Origin of the sequence: Flavicella sp., from assembly GCF_029238425.1 — a bacterium.
Lineage (GTDB): Bacteria > Bacteroidota > Bacteroidia > Flavobacteriales > Flavobacteriaceae > Flavicella.
Genome location: NZ_JAQWGB010000119.1, coordinates 1 through 4,201, shown reverse-complemented (window position 1 = coordinate 4,201; position 4,201 = coordinate 1). Strand labels below are relative to the sequence as shown.

The window sequence follows — 4,201 nt, the reverse complement described above, 5'->3', positions numbered from 1 at the left end:
GCTAAAAAACTATATCATGAATTAAAAGACGATATTAAAAAACAAAGTATTAAAATGGGAAGAGACAAGTTCTATTCTTTCCTAAAAACCCATAGATTGCTGGTACCTAGAAGTAAAAACTATCATGTTACAACTAATTCTAAGCATCATTTTTATAAATACAAAAATCTTATTACTAACAAAATCCCTACAAGAGCTGAACAGCTATGGGTAACTGATATTACATACATTAAAACGCAAAAAGGACATAGTTATTTAGCATTGGTAACAGATGCCTATTCAAAGCAAATAATGGGTTATAAACTAGATTCACATATGAGAACTTCACTTTGTATGGATGCGCTAAATATGGCGCTTAAAAACAGGAAATATCCTAATAAAAAACTGATTCACCACTCAGATAGAGGAATACAATATTGCAACACTACCTATACCCTATTTGCTGAATCAAACGGATTAACAATGAGTATGACTGAGAAATATGACCCTTATGAAAATGCAATCGCTGAGAGAATTAATAGAACTTTAAAATATGAATACGGATTGAAACTAACAATTAAAAATACTAACTTAGCACAAAAGATTGCAAAAAGAGCGATTAACATTTATAACAATATTCGACCACATTTAAGTCTCGATTTATATACACCTAAACACGTACACATAAATCAAAACATTGACTATAAATCGTATCGAAGAAATAAAAACAAACTGGAATTATTAACCTTGTAATCATCAAAAAAAGGCCAACCTATTTCAGGACAATACAAATTCGAATTAAATCTTTATCTTAAGAATAAAAATAGTAAATCAAATACTCAAAAATTTAAAACTATGAAGAAACTTCTTTTTATCGTTGCAATTTTAACTCTGTTCTCATGCTCAGATGATGATGAGCAAGAAAGACTGATGTACGACATTACATACTCGGCAACTGCATTAAACGGAACCACCATTAACAAAGTAGAGTATCTCAATAGCCAAGGTAATCTAATTGAACTCACTAACGTTACATCTCCATGGAATATTAGTCTTACTATTAGAGCAGGTCTTGGATTACAAGCTGCAGCATATGGTGATATCCCCTATCAAGGCTCGCTGAGTATAACTGCAACCTGGAAGCCTGAAGGTGGTACATCAGAAACAGAGACAGTGACATTACCAAATGACACACCAAATTCTGTAATCAACAATGGAGTGGTTGAAATTTCAGGGAGAACGCTACTCGATTAATTTTAAAATATATTATTATGTTTTTTTATAGAATGAATAGTTTTTTTAAACTCGTTATCTTCTTAATCATTTTCTCAAAGTTTAGCGTAGGTATTTCTCAGACGACTTACACAGTTACGTCTACCTCAAAAGATGGCCCAGGTTCAATTAATGAAGCTATTACTTCGGCTAATAGCAATCCAGGTGTAGATATTATAGAATTTATACCAGGGCTTCAGGTCAATGCTGTACATCCAAGTTTTTCAGGTAATTCAAATGATTTTATGATTCAAATCACAGAGTCAGTAACAATCGATGGAAAAGGCGGAGCTATTAATGGCTCACAGACATGGGTTAGTGCTAATGGGGATACCAATCCTCTTGGAGCTTGTCCTAGTACCGTTCTAAGTACAACAATTCTAAGGAGTATGCCTAACTTCATAGAAATTGGTACAGTCAACCAGAACAATTCAAGCATATCAGTTACTGTAAAAGATTTATCTATCAAACAATTTAATTCTATTGCTGCAGTAAGGGATAATGCCACATTAATTTTGGAGGAATTTAATGCAGATGAGATATGGTCAACACTTGATTGTACAGCTAAAGGTCTTATAGAGGTGTCTGATGGAGGAACATTGACGATCAAGAACTCTAGATTTACCAATTCCAAAAACTGGGCGTCAGAAAATTTAGGTACTGCAATTGTTTCTGACAATGCCGAAGATCTTACAATTGAACAGTCTTTATTTTACAACATCAATGGAGGTGTACAGTTTTTGCTTAGCTGGATTGGTAGCTCTAGCGCTGATATTAACATCATTAGTTCTAGAATTCTGCTATCAGGAGGCTTTAAAATTATTGGTAACACCAATGAAACCAATATTGTCAATACCACTTGGGTTGATGATAATGTTTCCACTCTCAAATTTGGAGATAGGTTTATAAATGATTCTAATGGACCAGTAAATTTTATTGCGTCCTCATTGATGTGGAATTCGAATACTTGTAATGCACAATGTCAGAATTCAGGAATAAGTACTTTACTTGAAAGTTCTAATGGGACAATTAACTTTATTGAGTCCGCCGTAGGATTTAATTTTGAAAATACTTCTGGAAATCTTGTTACACTTCTAGGAGGCAGTGGAAGTGGCTTTAGTGCAGATAACAATACCTGGATTCAACCAACAATCACACAGAACGAAACAACTTTGGAGGCTATAACTTCACAACCTGCTTTGCTTACAGGTTCAGATGCATTTTCTTTTGATGTCGTATCTAACAATGCGTTATTTGATGCAGATTTTCTTACTCCTAATATTGCGGGGGAATTAATTGACGAGGTTAGTTCAACGTTGCTAAATCCTGTGACAGGAATTGCAATAACTGAAGACCCTTTAGGAAACCCTAGGAAAGATGCAAATGGTTTAAGAGATATTGGTGCTATACAATTATCATTAGCGCCTTTTGTAAGTGTTTCAAATATTGGTGAAACATCGGTTGACATCGATTGGAACGAACCTTCACATCATAATAATCTTTCAATAGTTGAATATGATGTTTCGTATGCTGAAGCTGGCTCAGGAGAAACAATTATCACTGTGCCGCTACCAAATTTATCAGCAATGATAAATGGTTTAACAACGGGTACAACCTATGAAATTAAAGTTAGAGCCATTTATGACAATAGCGGGTCTTCCGAAAATGGCCCTTTCAGCAATATTTTAAATGCAACACCATTTGGCGCTTTAGAATCACCAACATTAACTGCTACAGCTGGAAGTACTGAAGTATCTTTATCTTGGAATATTCCGGATCTAGGTGGTCGTACTTATGAGTTCTATGATATCTTTTGGCGAGTACAGGGAACTACAAATTATATTGATGCCATTGCCGTTTATGATATCAATCAAACCAATGCAACGGCTGCAGGATTAACAAATGGAGTTACTTATGAATTTTCAATTTTCGTGAGAGCGTCTAGTGAGAATTCTGCATATAGTTTTGCAAACGCAACACCGGATTCTAACAATAGTCCTTTGAACGAAAAATTTAGTTTTTACCCAAATCCAACTAAAGACCTCTATTTTATCGAAACTAATGAAGATTTTAAAGCCAAATTATTTTCCATAAAAGGTAATTTATTACTTGACAGTTTCAAAAATAAAGTTCTCGATATGTCAGTTTATAGTCAAGGGGTGTATTTGTTTCAAATCGAATATCAAAACAAGCTTTACACTAAAAAAATAATTAAAAACTAATGATAAGGTGAAAAGTTTAAAACTATTCTATTCCCAATCATGGGTGGAAAAATTAAAAAACTGGTTACAACAATGGCTATAAGTAATTGCTTGTTCTCGCCTACTTCTGAAAATCCTTGCAGATTTTCAGTTTGGTGTGTACTTGCAAAGTTAACCGCTAAACCACGCAACTACTCATAGCCGAGACCGTTACATGCAATTTCAAAAAAAATGGCTGTACTCAATAACTTAACGCAACAGATCTAAATTAATAGATTTGTATTATGTTAAGAAAAAAAACTTGTCGACTTACTCTTAAAGAAAGAATCCAAATTGAGACTCTTTTAAATGAAAACAAGTCTAAATCCTACATCGCTAAAACGCTAAACAGAGCTCGCTCTACAATCACCAGAGAAGTTAATATATGGGTACAATCCGATAAAGATAAATACTCCGCTGAACTATCATATTGGTGCGCTAAAGACGATTATTTAAACAAAAGAAATACTGACAAAATATCTATTCATAAGAAACTTAGGTTTTATGTTTATAAAGGACTTTTGTCACAGTGGACTCCTGAACAAATTTCAGGTAAATTAAAACTGGAATATCCTAACGACCCCATTATGTCTATTTCTCATGAATCTATCTACAGATACATTTATACACAGCCACAAGCTCGTTTAAACAAAAAGCTAATCAAACTACTCGTTCGTAAGAAAACACGTAGAAGACCTCCTAAAAAAAGA

Annotated in this window: 4 protein-coding genes; all 4 read left to right on the top strand. The window is 33.8% G+C overall.

The features are described 5' to 3' along the window. The coding region (locus tag P8H68_RS08770) for an IS3 family transposase (protein WP_300323635.1) at positions 1 to 732 on the top strand (732 nt) is incomplete at its 5' end. A gap of 177 nt (positions 733 to 909) precedes the next feature. Next, entirely contained in the window at positions 910 to 1,233 is a 324-nt protein-coding gene (locus P8H68_RS08765; RefSeq protein WP_300323632.1) for a hypothetical protein, read from the top strand. Positions 1,234 to 1,250: 17 nt separating this feature from the next. Continuing rightward, complete coding sequence (locus tag P8H68_RS08760; RefSeq protein WP_300323630.1) at positions 1,251 to 3,473, top strand: fibronectin type III domain-containing protein; 2,223 nt, start codon at positions 1,251 to 1,253, stop codon at positions 3,471 to 3,473. A gap of 263 nt (positions 3,474 to 3,736) precedes the next feature. Further along, on the top strand, positions 3,737 to 4,201 hold a 465-nt coding region (locus tag P8H68_RS08755; RefSeq protein WP_300323628.1), incomplete at its 3' end, for a helix-turn-helix domain-containing protein.

Excerpts from the sequence above, each read along its gene's own strand:
- P8H68_RS08765 (WP_300323632.1), top strand. The coding sequence starts at position 910 with ATGTACGACATTACATACTCGGCAACTGCATTAAACGGAACCACCATT.
- P8H68_RS08760 (WP_300323630.1), top strand. The coding sequence starts at position 1,251 with ATGTTTTTTTATAGAATGAATAGTTTTTTTAAACTCGTTATCTTCTTA.